Source organism: Luteimonas sp. BLCC-B24 (genome assembly GCF_028550595.1).
Lineage (GTDB): Bacteria > Pseudomonadota > Gammaproteobacteria > Xanthomonadales > Xanthomonadaceae > Luteimonas.
Genome location: NZ_JAQQGN010000007.1, coordinates 76,582 through 94,323, shown reverse-complemented (window position 1 = coordinate 94,323; position 17,742 = coordinate 76,582). Strand labels below are relative to the sequence as shown.

The following is a 17,742-nucleotide window of genomic DNA, read 5'->3' as shown; positions in this document are numbered from 1 at the left end:
ACGAGCGCATCGCTACGGGGTTGCCTCGTCGCAGCGCCTGAGCCCAGGCGCTGCAGGCAATGCAGGCGCTCGACGCAGATCGATGACCCCGAACATCCGTTCACCGACGCCCGCGTCCCGCACGGCGCGGAGTGTCTGCGCAAGGTAATCGGGATCGGCTGTCACATTGCACACGCCGAACCGGGCCATGTCGTCCACGCTCAGGGTGTAGTGATCGAACGGCAACGCGAAGTAGTCGGTCAAACAGTTCACGCGGTCATCGATGCCGCGGCCGGCGAAAAAATGCGCGTGCGCGGCTTTCAGTTCCCGGAGGCTCTGCTCGATGACCGCCTGTTTCGACACCAGCAGGTCCGCGATATCGGCCTGAGCGACCTCGGCGCCGTCATCACGTGTGGCGTTGATCTCGCCTGTTCCTTGTCGGTGAGCGTCGATCAGCGCACCGGCGCTCGTCGGAAGATTCGATGGGCAACTGTTGTGCCAGACCACCTTGCTGCCCGGTCGGATCGTCTTGCGCAGCGCCGGCACGAATACGTAGTTGGCACAGGCCGAGTTGCAGCCGCGACCGGTCGCCACAACATGCAGTCCCCGCTCATGCACCAGCGTGCCGATGCGCATGGCCGGGCGTCCCTCGCCACCGCCTGATTCCACAATGAAAGTATCCGGGCGGGTGCCCTGCGCCTCGAGAACCGCCTCGAGCGCCTGGGCGCCTGCTTCATTCATTGCGCCGACGTAATGGATGGACGTGCCGGAGACGGTGACCGAGGGCGTCCGGCTGTTCGGCCCAATGCCATCATCGGCATGAGCGCACGCCATGGAGGCCGCCAGCACGACGCCGCCCCAGCACCGGGCCGCGATGACGGACGCACCAGTCAATCCCGCAGTCCGCATGGCTAGAGTCCCTTCGCCGCCTGCGCGACCGCGCGGAACAGCGCGCGGCCCTTGTTCATGGTCTCGGCCCATTCCATCTCGGGGTCCGAGTCGTGGACGATGCCGGCGCCGGCCTGCACGTAGAGGCGGCCGTCCTGGATCACCGCGGTGCGGATCGCGATCGCGGTGTCGGCGTCGCCGTGCCAGCCGATGTAGCCGACCGCGCCCGAATACACGTTGCGCTTGACCGGCTCGAGGCTGCGGATGATCTCCAGCGCGCGCACCTTCGGCGCGCCGCTGACGGTGCCGGCGGGAAACGTCGCGCGCAGCACGTCGGCGTAGCTCAGGCCGCTCTTCAGCCGGCCGGTGACCTCGCTGACGATGTGCATGACGTGGCTGTAGCGTTCGATGACGAAACGCTCGCCGACCTCGACCGTACCCGCGGCCGAGACATGCCCGACATCGTTGCGACCGAGATCGATCAGCATCAGGTGCTCGGCGCGTTCCTTGGGATCGGCGAGCAGCTCGGCTTCCAGCGCGATGTCCTCGGCCGGCGTTCCGCCGCGCGGGCGGGTGCCGGCGATCGGACGCACGGTGACTTCGCCCTCCTTGAGCCGCACCAGGATTTCCGGCGAGGAGCCGACGACCTGGGTGCCACCGACATCGAGGAAGTACATGTAGGGCGACGGATTCAAGGCACGCAATGCGCGGTAGACGTCGACGGGGCGCGCATTGAACGGCACCGACATGCGCTGCGACAGCACGACCTGGAAAGCGTCACCGGCGGCGATGTACTCCTTCGTCTTCGCGACCGCGTCGAGGAACCCCTCGCGGGTGAAGCCGGAGACGAAATCCGATTCGTCGAGCGCCGCGGGCTGCAGCGTTTCCGGGTAGCCGGCGCCGCCCTGGCGCAGGCGGTGGGTCAGGGCGTCGAGCCTGCGGTTTGCGCGCACCCAGGCCTGCGGCTCGCGGGTGTCGGCGTGGACCACGAGATACAGCCGACCCTTGAGGTTGTCGAACACCGCGACTTCGGTGCTGAGCATCAGCAGGATGTCGGGCGTGCCGAGTTCGTCGCGCACGTCGTCGCGGACGCCCCGGCGCAGGCGCGGCTCGATGTACTCGATGCACTCGAAGCCGAACCAGCCGACGAGCCCGCCGGTGAAATCCGGCAGGCCGTCGATCCGCGGCACCGAATGCGCAGCGCGCAGACGCTCGACTTCGGCGAACGGATCGTCCACCTCGCGCGTCTCGATGACTTCGCCATGCTCGCGCACGCTCAGCGTGTGGCCGTGGAACGCATACACGCGCTCGGCCGGCAGGCCGATGATCGAGTACCGGCCGAAGCGTTCACCGCCTTCCACCGATTCGAACAGGTAGGTGTGCGGGCCGTCCGCGAGCTTGAGGTAGACCGAGAGCGGCGTATCGAGGTCGCTCAGGACCTCGCGTACCACGGGAACGTGGGTGTGGCCGTCAGTGGCGTAGTGCTGGAACTCGGTCGGCGTGATCACGCGGCATTTCCTGGTCGGGCGGACGAACGGGGGCAACGGAGGCGGTACGCCACCATCGCCAGCCGGCGTCGTGCAAACGGAAATGCGGAAGGGCGGTCGCGTGCATGGCGGCTACTGTAGCGGCTCGACCGGCCGCGCGCGACAGGAACTACAGAACACCCTGCCCCGCCGCGTCGCGCAGCAGCGGGCAGTCCGGCGGCAGATGCATGCGCAGCCGGCCCGGAACGCACTCGATCTCGAAGCGTTGCGCCACCACCGGCTCGCCGTCGAGATTGAGCGTCATCGGCGCGGCCGCATCGACCGTCACCGCCGGCAGGCGCGTGCGCACGGCCACCTGGTCGAGCGCGGCCACCTTGCCCTCGGTCAGCGCCGTCCGCAGCGTGGAGACGAGTTCGCCCTCCAGCTCGCGCACCACGGTGATGTCGAGCAGGCCGTCGTCGATCAGCGCATCCGGACACAGCGCCTGCCCGCCGCCGGCCTGGCGGCCGTTGCCCACGCCCAGGGCGATGAAGTCACCGTTCCAGTCGAATCCGGCGCTGTGGATGTGGGCCCGGATCGGCTCGATCCGGCCGATCCGCGACAGGCCGGTGATGAAATACGCCAGCCCACCGAGCACCTTCTTCAGGCCTTCGTGGGTCTCGACCGTGACCTGGGTGCCGAAGCCGCCGGAGCCGAGATTGGCGCACCAGTGCACCGCACCGTCGGCGTGCACCCGGATCAGATCGATCGGCCGCGGCCGTTGGGCCGCGACCAGTTCGAGCGCGGCGAGCGGCTCGTCGGGGAGGCCGGCGGCGGTGGCGAAATCATTGGCCGTGCCCAGCGGCAGGACGCCCAGCGACGGCAGCGCATGCGCATCACCGTCGTGCGCGGCGAGCGCGGCGGCCACTTCCTTCAAGGTGCCGTCGCCGCCTCCGGCGATCACCGTGTCCACACCGTCCACCACCGCGACGCCGACGTGACGTGCGGCGTCGCCGGCTTCCCAGGTCACCCGCACGTCCACCGTCAGGCCGCGTTCGCGCAGTGCGTGGACGGCCTCGCGCACGGCATCGTCACCGGCGGATTTGCCGTTGAGGATCAGGCGCCAGTGGGACAGGGACATGGAGGGGGTCGCGTGCGGGGACGGCGCGCAGCGTAGCCGACACCCGGAGCGTCGCCGTTAACCGGTCGTCACGTTCCGGTCGGCCCGGTGTCATCGGGATGTCACCGGAGACACGGAGGATTGAAGGCCATATCAGGGACGACGGGCGGAGGCGGGATCAGCCTCCAATTTTTCCGGAAGGCCGCGTCGCAGGACGCGGTCTTTTTTTTTACCGGACCCGGACCGGGCGCCAGGGCCTTCAGGCAAGCGCGCGGTCGGCGACGATGACGCCATCGGCGTCCGCGGCCAGCCAGTCGCCCGGCCGCAGCGTCACGCCGCCGAATCTCACCGGTACGTCGCGCATGCCCTGCCCGCGCTTCTCGGTCTTCAGCGGCACGGTGCCCAGCGCCTTGACGCCGAGATCCATGCCACCGATCGCCTCGCTGTCACGGATCGCGCCGTGGACGAGCACGCCGGCCCAGCCATTGGTCACCGCCAGGGCCGCCAGCTGGTCGCCGAGCATCGCCCGGCGTGTCGCGCCACCGCCGTCGACCACCAGCACCCGGCCCTGCCCGGGCTCGGCGACGGCCTCGCGCACCCGCGAGTTGTCCTCCAGCGCGAGCACCGTGCTGACCGTGCCCGCGAACGCGCGGCGGCCGCCGTAGTCGCGCAGCGGCAGATCGAGCACGCGCACCTCGTCGGGATGGGCGTCGCAGAGATCGCAGGTGGCGGTGGCCATGCGGGTCAACGCGCGCCGGTGGCCGCGGCGATCGCCGCGCGCATCGATTCGACCACCGCGCGGTAGTCGGGCTTGCCGAAGATGGCCGAGCCGGCGACGAAGGTGTCGGCGCCCGCGGCCGCGATCGCACCGATGTTGTCGGGCTTCACGCCGCCGTCGATCTCCAGGCGGATCGGCTTGCCGCACGCGTCGATGCGCTCGCGCACCCGACGCAGCTTGTGGAGCGTGGACGGAATGAAGGCCTGCCCGCCGAAGCCGGGGTTCACCGACATCAGCAGCACCATGTCGAGTTCCTCGAGCACGTAGTCGAGCACCTCGACCGGGGTCGCCGGATTGAGCACCAGGCCGGCCTGGCAGCCCTCGGCCTTGACCAGCTGGATCGTGCGGTGCACGTGGCGGCTGGCCTCGGGATGGAACGTGATCAGCGAGGCGCCGGCCTTGGCGAAGTCGGGCACCAGCCGATCGACCGGCTCCACCATCAGATGCACGTCGATCGGTGCGGTCACGCCATGCGCGCGCAGCGCCTCGCAGACCAGCGGCCCGATGGTCAGATTGGGCACGTAATGGTTGTCCATCACGTCGAAATGCACCCAGTCGGCGCCCGCGGCCAGCACGGCATCGACCTCCTCGCCGAGCCGGGCGAAGTTGGCGGACAGGATCGACGGGGCGATGACGGCAGGCTGCATGGACACTCCAGGCGGGGACGGGGCGGGCGGCGGAACCGCAATGCGCATTCTAGTTCCGCGCCTGCGGGATGCTCCATCGCATGCCGGCGCCCGGCCCTCGCCGGAGTGCCGGGGGAAACGGGCGCGGACGCCGACGTGGCGCCGGCGCCGCGTCGTGCCGGCCCGCGCGTACGGCCGCGCGCTGTCCACCCGGGATGCCGGGGGCGGCGGGCACCGCCGCTGCGCGCGTCCCGGGTGGTCGCGCACCGCGCCCGTCCGGGCGCGGCCCGGCGCCTGCAGGCCGGATCGCGCGTACGCGCACCGGGCCCGCGATCGGGCGATGCGGCGGGGCCTGCCCGCGGTTCCTGCCGGCTCGGGGCGCGAACCGGGCCGCATCCGGCCGCCGGCGTCAGCGGCGTGGGCGCGTGGTGCCGGCGCGGGCCTTGCGGATGCGGTCGTACGCGGCGTTGATCTCGGCCGCGCGCGATTCGGCCCGGGCGCGCAGTTCGGGCGCGGCCCCGGCCACCCGGTCGGGGTGATATTGCGAGATCAGCCGGCGGTAGGCCTGATCGATCTCGGCCTCGCTGGCGTCGGGCGCCACGCCGAGCACGTCGTAGGCCTTGAGCCGCCGGGGCGCCAGCCAGCCGGCGTCGAGGGCGTGCCCGATCACCAGGCCGATGACCCCGCCGGCGGGGTGCCGCAGCAGCAGCCACCCGGCGATGAAGCCCAGCAGTTTTCCATACCAGCGTGTCATGCGCCGGAGTGTAGCCGGGCCACGGGCAGGGGGCTGTGGACGTGCACCTGCACCCCACCCGCGTTCGCACTACACTTGCCGGCCGCTTGCGATCCATCCGGATGTCAACCGTGTCGACGACCCTGCTCGAAGCGAACCTGCCCGGCCTCCACCTGCGTCACCGCGGCAAGGTCCGCGATGTGTTCGACCTCGGCGACGAGCGCCTGCTCATCGTGGCCACCGACCGCCTCAGCGCGTTCGACGTGGTGCTGCCCGACCCGATTCCCGGCAAGGGCGAGATGCTGTGCCAGATCAGCAATTTCTGGTTCGACCGCACCGCCTCGCTGATGCCCAACCATCTCACCGGCATCGAGGTCGCCAGCGTGCTGCCCGACGCCGTCGATGCGGCGCTGTACGCGCAGCGCGCGGTGGTGACGAAGAAGCTCAAGCCGGTGCCGGTCGAGGCCATCGCCCGCGGCTATCTGATCGGCAGCGGCTGGAAGGATTACCAGCGCACCGGCCGCGTCAGCGGCATCGCCCTGCCCGGCGGCCTGCGCCAGGCCGAGCAGCTGCCGCAGCCGATCTTCACCCCGTCGACCAAGGCGGCCGTCGGCGACCACGACGAGAACATCGACTTCGACACCATGGTGCACAGCATCGGCGCCGATCTCGCCGAACAGGTGCGCGACGCCACGCTGCGCCTGTACGCGTTCGCCGCGGCGCATGCGGCCGAGCGCGGCATCATCCTGGCCGACACCAAGTTCGAGTTCGGCACCGACGCCGACGGGCGGCTCTACGTCATGGACGAGATGCTGACCCCCGATTCGTCGCGCTACTGGCCGGCCGACGAGTACGAGGTCGGCACCAGCCCGCCGAGCTACGACAAGCAGATCGTGCGCGATTACCTGGAAACGCTGGACTGGGACAAGACCGCGCCCGGTCCCAAGCTGCCGCCCGAGGTCATCGAGCGCACGCGTGGCCGGTATGCGGACGCGTTGCAGAAGCTGGCGGGGATTTCGGTCGACTGACCATGCGCCTGCGCGACGTGCGCAGGGCGGGTACCCGGCCCGAGCGAACGCCAACGCGTTGACCGACTACGGCTGCAGAACACATGGGCTCAGGCCCGTGCGGATCGGCAGTGCCGAGCGTTTGATGTTCCTACGCGATGACGAGTTAGCACTGCCTGCAGACCCAGAGGGCGCCGGCCATGGAGGGCCGGCGTTTCTCGACCGAGCCAGGATGGCAAGTCGAGAAATCCCGAAACGAATGACTCACCGGATGTGCTTCGTCGAGGAGGCCCTTTCTTTTGCTTACTTTTCTTTGGGCCAACAAAGAAAAGTGAGTCGCTCGCCGGCAGGCGAGTGAAAGCATTGTTCTTGCTTTTGCTTGCTCGACTGCAGGCGGCGCCAACGCAACATCAAACGCTTTCGTCCGCTGGCGCGGCCGAGTTCATTTCTTTTGGTAGACCCCAAAAGAAACGGAACCAAAGAAAAACGTCTCCCCGACGAAGCTCATCCGGCGATTCATTCGTTCCGGGATTTTCCGACTCGGCATCCTGCCTCGGTCGGAAAACGCCGGCCATCCATGGCCGGCGCCCTCCGGGTCTACATACGTTGCAGTGCCTTCGCCATTCGCGAGAGCAGGAGCAGGAACTGGAGCAGACGCAGAGTCACGGAGCCGCCGACCTGCAGCGCCGGCGGCGCGTCGCGCGTATCCTCGCCCTGGCCCCTGCGCACGCCCGGAGACCTGCGATGCACGCAACACCCGAACGCTCCATCGACCGCTGGTTCGCCAGCTACTCGGGCGACCACCGCAACGACACCAACCAGTGGATCCACGTGTTCGCCGTGCCGGCGATCCTGTGGACGGTGATCGCGCTGCTGTGGTGCATTCCGGGCGGCACGATCTTCAAGCCGGGCATCTGGGCGGCGCTGGCGATGTTCGCGGCCTGGCGGTTCTATCACCGGGCGTCGCGGCCGCTGGGCTTCGGCATGCTCGCGGTGTTTCTGCTGCTCGGCGCGCTGACCTTCGCGCTGCACCAGTGGCTCGGCACCCGCGTTCTGCTGATCACGGCGGTGAGCGTGTTCGTGCTGGCGTGGATCGCCCAGTTCGTCGGCCACAAGATCGAAGGCCAGAAGCCGAGCTTCCTGACCGATCTGGTGTATCTGCTGATCGGGCCCGCCTGGGTGCTGGCCAAGCTCTACCGCCGGCTCGGCTGGCGCTACTGAGCCGCCCCCACCCGACCGCATCCGGGCCAGGGAGGCCCGGGCGCCGGCCGGGCGTGCGATCCTTGCGCGCCCGCTGCCGGTACCTGCCGTGTCGCCCCGCGACCTCGCCCTGATCCTGCTCGTCTGCGTCGCCTGGGCGCTGAATTTCCTGGTCTCGGCGCACGCGTTGCGCGAGATTCCGCCGTTCCTGTTCACCGCCCTGCGCTTCGCGTTGCTGGCGCTGCCGCTGGTGTTCGTGCTGCGCGCGCCCGCGCCCGGGCAATGGCCGCGACTGCTGGCCGCCTGCCTGTGCATCGGCGTGCTGCACTTCGGCCTGAGCTTTCTCGCGCTGCGCCTGTCGAGCGATCTGTCCTCGCCGGCGATCGTGATGCAGAGCTACATCCCGCTGACCGCGCTGCTGGCGTGGTGGGTGCTCGGCGAGCGCTTCGCCTGGCGCACGGGGCTGGCGATCGCGGTCAGCTTCGGCGGTGTGCTGGTGCTGGGCTTCGACCCGGTGGTGCTGGCGAATCCGGCGGCGCTGCTGACGATGCTGGCGTCGGCGCTGATGCTGGCCATCGCTACGGTGCTGATGAAACCGCTGCGCGGTGTGGATGTGTGGAACATGCAGGGCTGGACGGCCGTGCTCGCGGTGCTGCCGCTGCTGGCGATCAGCCTGGTGTTCGAGCCCGGCGGGTTCGCGATGCTCGGCCAGGCGAGCTGGATCGGCTGGGGCGGCGCGGTGTACGCGGCCTTCGTGTCGTCGCTGCTCGGGCACGGGCTGTACTACGTGCTGGTGCAGCGCTATCCGGTGGCGATGCTGACGCCGTGGCTGTTGCTGGTGCCGGTGTTCGCGATCGCGCTGGGCATCGCATTCTGGGGTGATCGGCCGGGGCCGCGACTGTGGATCGGCGGCGCCATGGTCCTGGGCGGCGTGCTCGCGGTCGCCCTGCGTGCGCTGCGCAAGGCGCGGCGGCTGGTCGAGGAGCCGATGGCCGGTCCGTGAGTGTCTCGCCTCAACCGGGCGGGAACATCGCCGCATCGGGCTCGAAGGGCCGCGGCGCATAGCCGAACGCGGCGTGCGCGGGGGCGGCGTCGAACACCAGGTCTTCGCGCATCCGCGCCACCGCGCCCGGTGGCAAGCCGTGCAGGCGTCCGGTCGCGTGCGCGGCGCGCAGCGCGAGCGCGAACAGGGGCCCCGGCACGGTGAGCAGGCGCGGCGCCGGCGTGAGCACCGCCAGCGTGCGCGCGACCATCTCGCGGTACGGCAGGGTTTCGCCACCAGGCAGGGCATACGCCCGGCCGTGGGCGGCGGGCGCATCGACCACGGCGAAGGCCGCCTGCCCCAGGTCGTCCGCATGCACCGGCTGACGCCGCCCGACGGCGTCGGCCGGCAGCACGAAGACCCCGCTGCGCCGCGCCAGGGCGACGATGCGGCCGAGGTTGCGGTCGCTTCCCGCGCCGTAGATCAGCGTGGGCCGCAGCACGGTGGCGGCCGCGCCGCGCCGCGCCGCAGCCGAAAACACCCGTTCGCCGGCATCGCGCAGGCGCTCGGCGAGGGCGCGTTCGCCGGCATCGGCGGCGTCGCGCTTGGTGGCATCGCTGGTGGATCCGAAGGCGACGACCCGCGGACAGTCCACGGCCGCATCGCGATACCAGACCGAGAACTGGTCCAGCGGCCCGCAGCTGAAGATCGCGTCCACCCGCCCGGGCAACGCCGGCAGATGGGCGAAATCCCCCCGATGCCAGGCCAGCCCGTCGGCGCCGGGCCGCTCGCCACGCGACAGCGCATCGACCGCCCAGCCGTGCGCCAGCAGGCGCCCGAGCAGCGCACGGCCGATCGCGCCGCTGGCGCCGAACACCAGCGCACGACGCGTCACGGGGCGCGTCGCCGGGGCGGCAGAGGGCGGGGGCGGTGCGGCATCATGGGACATAGCATATCGGCCGGCGTCGACGAACCCACCACATTCATCAGGTAAACTGCCCGGCCCTTGCGTGACCCGCCGGCCACTCGGCCGACCTGCCTCCACAAGGAGCCCGATGCTCGAACTTCTGTTGGCCCTGCCCTTCGTGCTGGCCCTGGTCATTGCGCTCTCGCGCACGGCCTCCCGCCGCAGCATTGCCGTGCTCGCCGGCCTGCCCCCGCTGCTCGGTCTGGGCATTCTGGCGTTGCTGGCAGGCAGCGTCTTCGACGGCGAGATCGCACGCACGAGCTACGCCTGGATTCCCGAAGCCGGGCTGGATTTCAGCCTGCGCATCGACGGCCTGGCCTGGACCTTCGGCCTGCTGGTCCTGGGCATCGGCGGCCTGGTCGTCCTCTACGGCCACTACTACCTGTCGGCCAAGGACAGCCCACGGCGGTTCTTCACCTATCTGATGCTCTTCATGGGCGCGATGGTCGGCATGGTCACCGCCGGCAATCTGCTGTTGCTCGCGATCTTCTGGGAGCTGACGTCGATCAGCTCGTTCCTGCTGATCGGCTTCTGGTCGCACCGCCAGGACGCGCGCCAGGGCGCGCGCATGGCGCTGACGATCACCGGCATGGGCGGCCTGGCCCTGCTGGGCGGCGTGCTGCTGATCGGCCGCATCGTCGGCAGCTACGACCTCGACGTCGTCCTGGCCTCGGGCGACCTGATCCGCGCCAGCCATCTGTACCCGTGGGCGCTGGCGCTGGTGCTGCTGGGCATCTTCACCAAGAGCGCGCAGTTCCCGTTCCACTTCTGGCTGCCGCACGCGATGGCCGCGCCCACCCCGGTCTCGGCCTATCTGCATTCGGCCACGATGGTGAAGGCCGGCGTCTTCCTGCTGGCTCGCCTGCACCCGGCGCTCGCCGGCACGGACCTGTTCTTCTACGTGGTGACGAGCGTCGGCGCGACCACGCTGCTGGTCGGCGCCTGGTTCGCGATCTTCCAGCACGACCTCAAGGGCCTGCTGGCGTATTCGACGATCTCCCACCTCGGGCTGATCACGCTGCTGTTCGGCATCTCGACCGAGATGGCGGTGGTGGCCGGCCTGTTCCACATCCTCAACCACGCGACGTTCAAGGCCTCGCTGTTCATGGCCGCGGGCATCATCGATCACGAATGCGGCACACGCGACATGCGCCGGCTGGGCAATCTCAGGCGCTACATGCCGATGACCAGTGTGCTGGCGATCATCGCCTCGCTGGCGATGGCCGGCATACCGCTGCTCAACGGCTTCCTGTCGAAGGAGATGTTCTTCGCCGAGGCGCTGGAGATCGGCGGCCACGGCACGATGCGCATCATCATCAGCGTCGCCGCGCTGCTGGCGGGCATTTTCGGCATCGCCTACAGCCTGCGGTTCGTGCACGACACCTTCTTCGGCAACGGCCCGCGCGCGCTCGACGTGGTGCCGCACGAGCCGCCGCGCTGGATGCGCATCCCGGTCGGCGTGCTGGCGATCCTGTGCGTGATCGTCGGCATGGTGCCGGCGCTGACGGTCGGCTCGCTGCTGCACACGATGGTGCGCGGCACGCTCGGTGACGCGGCGCCGGCGTTCAGCCTGTCGGTCTGGCACGGCTTCAATCTGCCGCTGGTGATGAGCATCGCCAGCCTGGTGTTCGGCGTGGCGCTGTACTTCGGCCTGCGCCGGCTGCTGGATTTCCACGCGGTGGTCACCCGCTCGATCGGCCGCAATGCCTTCCACGTCAATGTCGAAGCGCTGTTCGCGCTGGCCCGCCGGTTCACCGATCGCGTGGCCAACGGCAGCCTGCAGCGCAGCCTGTTCCTGATGATCCTGGTCGGCGTGGTGCTGGCCGGCGTGCCGATGCTCGGCCGCACCCTGCCGGTGCTGGCGGGCCTGGGCGCGCCACAGCCGCTGCCGGTGATCGGCTGGGTGTTGTGGGGCCTGCTGATCGCGGCCTCCATCGGCACGGTGGTGGTGCACGCGCGTCGCCTGACCGCCCTCATCGTCATCGGCGCAGCGGGCCTCGCGGTCAGCCTGGTCTTCGTCTATCTCTCGGCGCCGGACCTGGCATTGACCCAGCTGCTGGTGGAGATGGTGACGATCGCGTTGATGATGATGGCGCTGAACTACCTGCCCAAACAGTCGAAGGTCTCGCACCGTCGGATGCGCAAGGCGCGCGATCTCACCATCGCGATCGTCGCCGGCGGCGGGCTCGCGGTGCTGGCCTACGCGATGATGATGTCGCCCGCCGACACCATTTCCAGCGAGCTGCTGGTGCGTGCGCTGCCCGAGGCCTACGGCCGCAACGTGGTCAACGTGACCCTGGTCGACTTCCGCGGCTTCGACACCTTCGGCGAGATCGTGGTGTTCGGCGTCGCCGCGCTGGTGGTGCACGCGCTGCTGCGCTGGTCGCGGCTGAAGCCGGACGAGATCATGCCCGGACCGCCGGCGCACCTGCCGATCGCCACCGACCTCACCCAGCTGTTGTTCCCGCTGGCGCTGACGGTGTCGATCTACCTGTTCCTGCGCGGCCACAACGCGCCGGGCGGCGGCTTCATCGCGGGCCTGGTGTTCGCGGTGCCGGTGCTGGTGATGTACGTGCTGCAGGGCGCACGCGCGGTCGAGGCCACGTTCGGCTTCGATTACCTGCGCGGCATCGCGATCGGCCTGCTGCTGGCGGTGCTCGGCGGCGTGGGCTCGTGGTGGTTCGGGCTGCCGTACATGACCAGTGGCCATCTCGACCTGGAGCTGCCCGTGGTCGGGCTGGTCCCGCTGGCCAGCGCCTTGGTGTTCGATACCGGCGTCTACTTCGTGGTGTTCTCCGGCACGCTGCTGATGCTCGCGACCCTGGGCACGGTCAAACACCGCCAGGCCGAGAAGGAGGTGCCCTGATGGAATTCGCTATCGCCACCGCCATCGGCGTGCTGGCCGCATCGGGCCTGTATCTGATGCTGCGCGCGCGCACCTTCGACGTGATCCTGGGGCTGACGCTGCTGTCCTACGCCACCAACCTGATGATCTTCGCCGCCGGCCGGCCGGTCGTCGGCAAGCCGCCGGTGCTGCGCGACGGCGTGGCGCACACGCTCGCCAACTATTCCGACCCGCTGCCCCAGGCACTGGTGCTGACGGCCATCGTGATCGCGTTCGCGATGACGGCGGTCGCGGTGGTGGTCGCCATGCGCGAGCACGCCGACCTGCACACCGACCACGTCGACGGCGAAGAGCCGGACGAGCAGCAGCAGGGAGGCGCGCGATGAATCACCTGCCCGTGCTTCCCGTCCTGGTGCCCATCGTCACCGGTGCCCTGTTGCTGCTGCTCGAGCGCCGCCATCGCACCTCGATCCTGCGGACCTGGGCATGGATCGGCATGCTCGCGTTGCTGGCGGTCAACATCACGCTGCTGGTGCAGGTGCACCGCGAGGACATGCTGGTCTACCTGCTCGGCGACTGGCCGGCGCGGCTCGGCATCACCCTGGTGGCCGACCGCCTGTCGGTGCTGATGGTGCTGACCACCACGCTGCTGGCGATTCCCTGCCTGTTGTACGCCTGCGCCGGGTGGGACAAGCGCGCACTGCACTTCCATGCGCTGTTCCAGATGCAGCTGGCCGGTCTCAACGGCGCCTTTCTCACCGGCGACCTGTTCAATCTGTTCGTGTTCTTCGAGGTGATGCTGATCGCCTCCTACGGTCTGCTGCTGAGCGGCGCCCGCGGCGCGCGGATCAAGGCGGGCATGCACTACGTGGTGTTCAACATCGCCGCGTCGGTGGTGTTCCTGCTGGCGCTAGGCCTGCTCTACGGCATGCTCGGCACGCTCAACATGACCGAGATGGCGGCGCGCATCGCCATCGCGCCGCCCGAGCGCACGATGCTGATCCACGCCGGCGCCGGCCTGCTGCTGCTGGTGTTCTGCGCCAAGGCCGCGCTGCTGCCGCTGTACCTGTGGCTGCCCGAGGCCTACGCGCGCGCGCCCGCCGCGGTGGCCGCGCTGTTCACGGTGATGACCAAGGTCGGTCTCTACGCGATCCTGCGGGTGTTCACGCTGATGTTCGGCGAGCAGGCCGGTCCCTTGGCGAACATCGCCTGGGACTGGCTGCTGCCGGCGGGTGCGGCGACGATCGTGCTCGCCGCGCTGGGCGTGATCGGTGCACCACGGCTGCGCATCGGCGTGGCGTATCTGGTGCTGCTGTCGGCCGGCACGCTGTTCGTGGCGTTCTCGCTCGGCAATGCCGGCGCGATCTCGGCGGGCCTGTACTACCTCGCGCACAGCGTGTTCGTCAGTGCCGCCCTGTTCCTGCTGGCCGACATCATCCAGCGCCACCGCGGCAGCAACGGCGACTATCTGATGCCGATCGCGACGATGCCGAACAAGACCCTGCCGGCGGCCCTGTTCCTGGTGGCGGCGGTGTCGATCGCCGGCCTGCCGCCGCTGTCGGGTTTCATCGGCAAGCTGCAACTGCTCAACGCGGTGCCCGAAGCGCAGATGGGCTGGATCTGGACGGTGATCCTCGGCAGCAGCCTGATGACGATCATCGGCCTGTCGCGCAGCGGCACGCGCCTGTTCTGGCGGGTGGAGCCCGCGCCGGAGACGACGCCCCCGCCGCCGCTGCGACGCGGCGAGATCGTCGCCACCGTCGTGCTGCTCGGCTACGGCATCGCGATGACCCTGTTCGCAGGCCCGGTGCTGCGCTACACCAACGCGGCCGCCGAGCAGGTGCTCGACGTCGACACCTACATCCAGGTGCTGCGGGAAACGGCACCGCTGATCCGGGAGCCTGCACGATGAAGCGTCGCATGCTGCCGTCGATTCCCCAGAGCCTGACCGTCTTCGCGTTCTGGTTGTTGATGGCCCAGGACGTGAGCCCCGGCAACGTGCTCCTCGCGCTGCTGCTCGCCTGGCTGATGCCGCTGCTGGCGGCGCGTCTGGAGCGCGAGTTCGCACGCCTGGGCCGGCTGCGCGGCGTGTTCCGCCTGATGGGCATCGTGCTGCGCGACATCGTCGTCGCCAACATCACGGTGGCGCGTCAGGTGCTCGGTCCGGAATCGCGGCTGAAGTCCCAGTTCGTCTGGGTACCGCTGGAGCTGACCAACATCCACGGCATTTCCGCGCTGGCCAGTGTGTGCACGCTGACGCCCGGCACGGTGTCGGCCGAGCTGTCGGAAGACCGGCAGTATCTGTTGCTGCATTGCCTGAGCGTCGACGATCCCGACGCCCTGGTGGCCCAGATCAAGCACCGCTACGAAGCGCCGCTGAGGGAGATCTTTCCATGATCGACATCGTCATCGTCGCCGGCATGCATCTGGTCGGCCTGGCCATGGTGCTCTCGCTGTGGCGCCTGCTGCGCGGCCCCACCGCGCCCGACCGCATCCTCGCGCTGGATACGCTCTACATCAGTGCGATCGCGCAGCTGATCCTGTTCGGCATGCTGCTCGACACCGAGGTCTACTTCGAGGCCGCGCTGATCATCGCCATGCTCGGCTTCGTCGGCACCGTGGTGCTGAGCAAGTACGTGATCCGGAGGGACATCGTCGAATGAGCACCCTGTTCGAGATCGTGGTCGTGAGCCTGCTGGTGGTGGGCTGCTTCTTCACCCTGCTGGGTGGGGTGGCGATGGTGAAACTGTCGGACTTCTTCCGCCGTCTCCACGGCCCCGCCAAGGCCAGCACGCTGGGCGTGGGCTGCATCCTGTTCGCGTCGATCGTCTATCACTGGGTCAACGGCAGCGGCGTGCATCCGCGCGAGCTGCTGATCACCGTATTCCTGTTTCTCACCGCGCCGATCAGCGCGCATCTGATGTCGCGTGCCGCGCTGTCGCTGATGGACGACCGTCCGCCGCATCCCGACCGCACCCCTGATCCGGACGACGCGACCGTCGACCGCGACGACCCCGCGCCGCCCGAGCGCTGATCCGCGCGCGCATTGCCCAGCCGCCAAGCGCACGCGCGTGCGACCAGGCGGCGTTGCACCGGCTCAGCTGCAGCCTTCGACGTAGTCGACCTGCGGGGGTACGCCCACCCGCCACTCGGTGATCCGGCCGTCCGTGTCGGTTTCGAAGACCAGCGCATGCGCGCCGTCGCGCACGCGCAGGTACAGCGCGCCGTCCACATACTTGTGCGGCGTCGCTTCGAGGCGGCCGGCGTAGAGGCGCTCGATCTCGGCGCGGTCCATTCCGACCTTGCCGCCGCCGGGCGCGGCGTAGCCCGCGTTGCGCACGTCGATGCGCACGAAGCGGTCGCCTTCCATCATGAACGCGATGTTGTAGCCCGCCGCACCCAGCGGCTGCGGCGTGAGGTAGTAGCAGCCGCCGGGTTCGGACGGCCGCGCATCGCCGAGGTCGTTGCCCCAGGCCATGCGCACCTGTTCCTGGTCCGCGCCGAACGTGGCCGGCCCGAAGCCCTGGAAGGTGATCACGTCCTCGACCACGGCGGGGCGGTTGCTGCCGGATGCCGGCGTCGCACCGGTCGGCGCCTCCATCGGCGGCGGCGCGGCCGGATCCGACTCGAGCGCCGTCGGCGCTGCGGAGGATGACGACGCCGGGGGCGGCCCGGACTCGCTGCACGCCGACAGGGCCAGGACGAGCACGGATGCGCAGGCGATCGAACGCTTCATGGGAAGTTCCGCGGTGAGGTCGGCGGCAGACTCGGCGATGCACCGTTAACGACGCGCGAACCCAGGGCGCGCGCGCCGCGCGGCCCCGTTCTCCGTCCCGCAGCGCGCCCGCTCCGGCCGCGCGCAGGCTCAGCGCGGCGGTGTGAAGCGGTGCTGCAGGCCCTGCCAGACCGCCTGGTAATCGGTCTGTCGATGGTCGGCGTCCAGCGCCTGCCGTGTCGGACGGATCACCGCACGCGTCTCGAACATGAAGGCCATGGTGTCGCGGATGATGTCGGGCTTGCTCAGATCGGCCACGCTGGCCTTGTCGAAGGTCGCCGCATCGGGGCCGTGCCCGCTCATGCAGTTGTGCAGCGAGCACGCGCCCGGCGCGAAGCCGTCGGCCTTGGCGTCGTACTGGCCGTGGACCAGCCCCATGAATTCGCTGGCGATGTTGCGGTGGAACCACGGCGGGCGGAACGTGTGCTGCGCGACCAGCCAGCGCGGCGGGAAGATCGCGAAGTCCATGTTCGCCGTGCCCGGTGATTCGCTCGGCGAGGTCAGCACGGTGAAGATCGACGGATCGGGGTGATCGAAGCTGATCGAGCCAATCGTGTTGAAGCGGCGCAGGTCGTACTTGTACGGCGCGTAATTGCCGTGCCAGCCCACGACATCCAGCGGCGAATGTCCGATCGGGGCCTGCCACAGATGGCCCTGGAACTTCGCGATCAGCGAGAAATCGCCCTCGACGTCCTCGTAGCGCGCTACAGGCGTGAGGAAGTCACGCGGGTTCGCCAGGCCGTTGGAACCGATCGGCCCCAGATCGGGCAGGCGCAGCGCCCGGCCCTGGTTCTCGCACACGTAGCCGCGGCTCGGGCCATCGGGCAACTCCACGCGGAAGCGGATGCCGCGCGGGATCACGGCGATCTCCTGCGGCTCGACCTCGAGCGTACCGAGCTCCGTCGCCAGGACCAGGCGGCCCTGCTGCGGCACCAGCAGCAGTTCGCCGTCGGCGCTGTAGAAGAAGCGCCCGGTCATCGAGGTATTGGCGGCATAGACGTGGATGCCCACGCCCTCGTGCGCGCCCGCGCCGCCGGTGCCCGCCACCGAATACAGACCGTCGATGAAATCCACCGGCGTCTCGGGGATCGGCAGCGGACTCCAGCGCAGTTGGTCCGGCGACACCGGGCCGCGGTCGAAGCCGTCATGGAAGCGCGGCTGCTCGAACGGCACGAAGCCGCCGTGCATCACGGCGGGACGGATGCGGTAGAGCCAGCTGCGCCGGTTCTCGCCGCGCGGCGCGGTGAACGCGGTGCCGGACAGCTGTTCGGCGTAGAGCCCGTGCGCCACCTGCTGCGGCGAGTTCTGCCCCACCGGCAGCGTGCCGGGTTCGGCCTCGGTGGCGAACTCGTTGCCGAAGCCGGACATGTAGTCCA

At 69.5% G+C, this 17,742-nt stretch carries 18 protein-coding genes; 9 read left to right on the top strand and 9 right to left on the bottom strand.

The window, feature by feature from the left end:
• Window positions 1-12: 12 nt before the first annotated feature.
• From PQS31_RS13940 to PQS31_RS13915, 6 genes are all read right to left on the bottom strand, one after another.
• The gene (locus tag PQS31_RS13940) at window positions 13-828 is read right to left on the bottom strand and encodes a hypothetical protein (protein ID WP_272763340.1); all 816 of its coding nucleotides are present in this window, start codon (window positions 826-828) and stop codon (window positions 13-15) included.
• Between the two features lie 62 nt (window positions 829-890).
• Window positions 891-2,375 (bottom strand): anthranilate synthase component I, encoded by a 1,485-nt coding sequence (gene trpE, locus PQS31_RS13935; protein ID WP_272763339.1) that lies wholly within the window; start codon window positions 2,373-2,375, stop codon window positions 891-893.
• A gap of 148 nt (window positions 2,376-2,523) precedes the next feature.
• Window positions 2,524-3,474 carry a lipid kinase YegS gene (yegS, locus tag PQS31_RS13930; RefSeq protein WP_272763338.1) on the bottom strand — a complete coding sequence of 317 codons (951 nt, stop codon included), beginning with the start codon at window positions 3,472-3,474 and terminating at the stop codon, window positions 2,524-2,526.
• A gap of 238 nt (window positions 3,475-3,712) precedes the next feature.
• Window positions 3,713-4,192 carry a ribonuclease E activity regulator RraA gene (rraA, locus tag PQS31_RS13925; RefSeq protein WP_272763337.1) on the bottom strand — a complete coding sequence of 160 codons (480 nt, stop codon included), beginning with the start codon at window positions 4,190-4,192 and terminating at the stop codon, window positions 3,713-3,715.
• 5 nt (window positions 4,193-4,197) lie between these two features.
• On the bottom strand, window positions 4,198-4,878 hold the full coding sequence (rpe, locus tag PQS31_RS13920; protein WP_272763336.1) for a ribulose-phosphate 3-epimerase: 681 nt from the start codon (window positions 4,876-4,878) through the stop codon (window positions 4,198-4,200).
• 388 nt (window positions 4,879-5,266) lie between these two features.
• Window positions 5,267-5,611, bottom strand: coding sequence for a DnaJ domain-containing protein (locus tag PQS31_RS13915; protein WP_272763335.1), 345 nt, complete (start codon window positions 5,609-5,611; stop codon window positions 5,267-5,269).
• A gap of 110 nt (window positions 5,612-5,721) precedes the next feature.
• On the opposite strand from PQS31_RS13915, the gene PQS31_RS13910 reads away from it, so the two are divergent.
• The 3 genes from PQS31_RS13910 to PQS31_RS13900 all read left to right on the top strand — a co-directional run bounded on the left by PQS31_RS13910 (window position 5,722) and on the right by PQS31_RS13900 (window position 8,800).
• Entirely contained in the window at window positions 5,722-6,618 is an 897-nt protein-coding gene (locus tag PQS31_RS13910; protein WP_272763334.1) for a phosphoribosylaminoimidazolesuccinocarboxamide synthase, read from the top strand.
• A gap of 723 nt (window positions 6,619-7,341) precedes the next feature.
• Window positions 7,342-7,818, top strand: a complete 477-nt coding sequence (locus PQS31_RS13905) for an Mpo1-like protein (RefSeq protein WP_272763333.1) — start codon at window positions 7,342-7,344, stop codon at window positions 7,816-7,818.
• Window positions 7,819-7,906: 88 nt separating this feature from the next.
• Window positions 7,907-8,800: a DMT family transporter gene (locus PQS31_RS13900; RefSeq protein ID WP_272763332.1), complete on the top strand. Its 894-nt coding sequence runs from the start codon at window positions 7,907-7,909 to the stop codon at window positions 8,798-8,800.
• 10 nt (window positions 8,801-8,810) lie between these two features.
• Here the strand turns inward: PQS31_RS13900 and PQS31_RS13895 are convergent, their stop codons facing one another.
• Window positions 8,811-9,728, bottom strand: coding sequence for a nucleoside-diphosphate sugar epimerase (locus PQS31_RS13895; RefSeq protein ID WP_272763331.1), 918 nt, complete (start codon window positions 9,726-9,728; stop codon window positions 8,811-8,813).
• Window positions 9,729-9,834: 106 nt separating this feature from the next.
• Between PQS31_RS13895 and PQS31_RS13890 the strand changes: the two genes are divergently transcribed.
• Genes PQS31_RS13890 through PQS31_RS13865 form a run of 6 tightly spaced genes read left to right on the top strand, consistent with a single transcriptional unit; the run spans window position 9,835 to window position 15,625 of the window.
• Complete coding sequence (locus tag PQS31_RS13890) at window positions 9,835-12,612, top strand: monovalent cation/H+ antiporter subunit A (protein ID WP_272763330.1); 2,778 nt, start codon at window positions 9,835-9,837, stop codon at window positions 12,610-12,612.
• Window positions 12,612-12,977 carry a Na+/H+ antiporter subunit C gene (locus PQS31_RS13885; protein WP_272763329.1) on the top strand — a complete coding sequence of 122 codons (366 nt, stop codon included), beginning with the start codon at window positions 12,612-12,614 and terminating at the stop codon, window positions 12,975-12,977. Before PQS31_RS13890 ends, PQS31_RS13885 begins: the two co-directional genes overlap by 1 nt.
• Window positions 12,974-14,503 carry a monovalent cation/H+ antiporter subunit D gene (locus PQS31_RS13880; protein ID WP_272763328.1) on the top strand — a complete coding sequence of 510 codons (1,530 nt, stop codon included), beginning with the start codon at window positions 12,974-12,976 and terminating at the stop codon, window positions 14,501-14,503. Before PQS31_RS13885 ends, PQS31_RS13880 begins: the two co-directional genes overlap by 4 nt.
• Window positions 14,500-14,988 (top strand): Na+/H+ antiporter subunit E, encoded by a 489-nt coding sequence (locus PQS31_RS13875; RefSeq protein ID WP_272763327.1) that lies wholly within the window; start codon window positions 14,500-14,502, stop codon window positions 14,986-14,988. The genes PQS31_RS13880 and PQS31_RS13875 overlap by 4 nt, the downstream gene beginning before the upstream one ends.
• On the top strand, window positions 14,985-15,254 hold the full coding sequence (locus PQS31_RS13870) for a K+/H+ antiporter subunit F (RefSeq protein ID WP_096209887.1): 270 nt from the start codon (window positions 14,985-14,987) through the stop codon (window positions 15,252-15,254). Before PQS31_RS13875 ends, PQS31_RS13870 begins: the two co-directional genes overlap by 4 nt.
• Entirely contained in the window at window positions 15,251-15,625 is a 375-nt protein-coding gene (locus PQS31_RS13865; protein ID WP_272763326.1) for a Na+/H+ antiporter subunit G, read from the top strand. The genes PQS31_RS13870 and PQS31_RS13865 overlap by 4 nt, the downstream gene beginning before the upstream one ends.
• Window positions 15,626-15,688: 63 nt before the next feature.
• Here PQS31_RS13865 and PQS31_RS13860 read toward each other — a convergent pair whose 3' ends face one another.
• Both PQS31_RS13860 and hmgA read right to left on the bottom strand, forming a co-directional pair.
• Window positions 15,689-16,327, bottom strand: coding sequence for a hypothetical protein (locus PQS31_RS13860; protein WP_272763325.1), 639 nt, complete (start codon window positions 16,325-16,327; stop codon window positions 15,689-15,691).
• A gap of 129 nt (window positions 16,328-16,456) precedes the next feature.
• Window positions 16,457-17,734: a homogentisate 1,2-dioxygenase gene (gene hmgA, locus PQS31_RS13855; protein WP_272763429.1), complete on the bottom strand. Its 1,278-nt coding sequence runs from the start codon at window positions 17,732-17,734 to the stop codon at window positions 16,457-16,459.
• Window positions 17,735-17,742: the final 8 nt, after the last annotated feature.

What these genes read in the sequence shown, in the direction of transcription:
- hmgA (WP_272763429.1), bottom strand. Translation starts at nt 17,734, where the DNA reads ATGTCCGGCTTCGGCAACGAGTTCGCCACCGAGGCCGAACCCGGCACG.
- PQS31_RS13915 (WP_272763335.1), bottom strand. Translation starts at nt 5,611, where the DNA reads ATGACACGCTGGTATGGAAAACTGCTGGGCTTCATCGCCGGGTGGCTG.
- PQS31_RS13875 (WP_272763327.1), top strand. Translation starts at nt 14,500, where the DNA reads ATGAAGCGTCGCATGCTGCCGTCGATTCCCCAGAGCCTGACCGTCTTC.
- yegS (WP_272763338.1), bottom strand. Translation starts at nt 3,474, where the DNA reads ATGTCCCTGTCCCACTGGCGCCTGATCCTCAACGGCAAATCCGCCGGT.
- PQS31_RS13880 (WP_272763328.1), top strand. Translation starts at nt 12,974, where the DNA reads ATGAATCACCTGCCCGTGCTTCCCGTCCTGGTGCCCATCGTCACCGGT.
- PQS31_RS13895 (WP_272763331.1), bottom strand. Translation starts at nt 9,728, where the DNA reads ATGTCCCATGATGCCGCACCGCCCCCGCCCTCTGCCGCCCCGGCGACG.
- PQS31_RS13860 (WP_272763325.1), bottom strand. Translation starts at nt 16,327, where the DNA reads ATGAAGCGTTCGATCGCCTGCGCATCCGTGCTCGTCCTGGCCCTGTCG.
- PQS31_RS13865 (WP_272763326.1), top strand. Translation starts at nt 15,251, where the DNA reads ATGAGCACCCTGTTCGAGATCGTGGTCGTGAGCCTGCTGGTGGTGGGC.
- PQS31_RS13870 (WP_096209887.1), top strand. Translation starts at nt 14,985, where the DNA reads ATGATCGACATCGTCATCGTCGCCGGCATGCATCTGGTCGGCCTGGCC.
- PQS31_RS13885 (WP_272763329.1), top strand. Translation starts at nt 12,612, where the DNA reads ATGGAATTCGCTATCGCCACCGCCATCGGCGTGCTGGCCGCATCGGGC.
- rraA (WP_272763337.1), bottom strand. Translation starts at nt 4,192, where the DNA reads ATGGCCACCGCCACCTGCGATCTCTGCGACGCCCATCCCGACGAGGTG.
- PQS31_RS13890 (WP_272763330.1), top strand. Translation starts at nt 9,835, where the DNA reads ATGCTCGAACTTCTGTTGGCCCTGCCCTTCGTGCTGGCCCTGGTCATT.
- PQS31_RS13905 (WP_272763333.1), top strand. Translation starts at nt 7,342, where the DNA reads ATGCACGCAACACCCGAACGCTCCATCGACCGCTGGTTCGCCAGCTAC.
- rpe (WP_272763336.1), bottom strand. Translation starts at nt 4,878, where the DNA reads ATGCAGCCTGCCGTCATCGCCCCGTCGATCCTGTCCGCCAACTTCGCC.